The sequence below is a fragment of the Niveispirillum sp. genome (assembly GCF_052437035.1).
Classification (GTDB): domain Bacteria; phylum Pseudomonadota; class Alphaproteobacteria; order Azospirillales; family Azospirillaceae; genus Niveispirillum.
On sequence record NZ_JBQVOH010000071.1, the window covers coordinates 1 to 512 of the forward strand.

The 512-nt window shown below is 63.7% G+C and carries 1 protein-coding gene; it reads right to left on the reverse strand.

Annotated elements, in window-relative coordinates; translation table 11 throughout:
* Positions 1 to 500 (reverse strand): MCP four helix bundle domain-containing protein (locus ACT6Q8_RS25730; RefSeq protein WP_444739513.1); only part of this gene is annotated, 500 nt, incomplete at its 3' end.
* Positions 501 to 512 lie beyond the last annotated feature (12 nt).

The window sequence follows — 512 nt, forward strand, 5'->3', positions numbered from 1 at the left end:
ATGAGGGCCAGCATCATCGTCAGGCTCGTTGCGTAAAGCTGGTCCGTCAGGTCGTTGGCCTTGCTGGCCGCGCCTTCCTTCATGCGGGAGAGTTCGGTGAACAGGTTGTCCACCTTGGTGGACTCGATGCGGGCGTCGTCCAGCGCCTTGGTCAACGCCTCGCTGCGGGTGGACAGCAGGGCGTCCTGCGCGGCCAGGCTGAGCGCGGTGTTCAGGTGCTGGCGGTAGGCGGCCAGCGAGGCTTCGGCCTCGGCAAACATGTCCTTGGCCTTGGGCGAATAGAACAGGGGCGCGGCCTTGTCCAGCAACTCGTCGGCGGCGGTCAGGCTCTTTTCCAGGGTCGCCTTGTGGGCCGCGCGCTCTTCCTCGGTGGTGGCCAGCATGAAGTTGGAGCGGGCGCGCCCGGCATAGATCAGGTTGATGTTGGCTTCCTTGATGTGGGAGAGGCCCATCAGCTCAAGGGTGTACATCTTGGTGGCCTCGTCGTTGATCTTCGACATGTTGAGGATGCC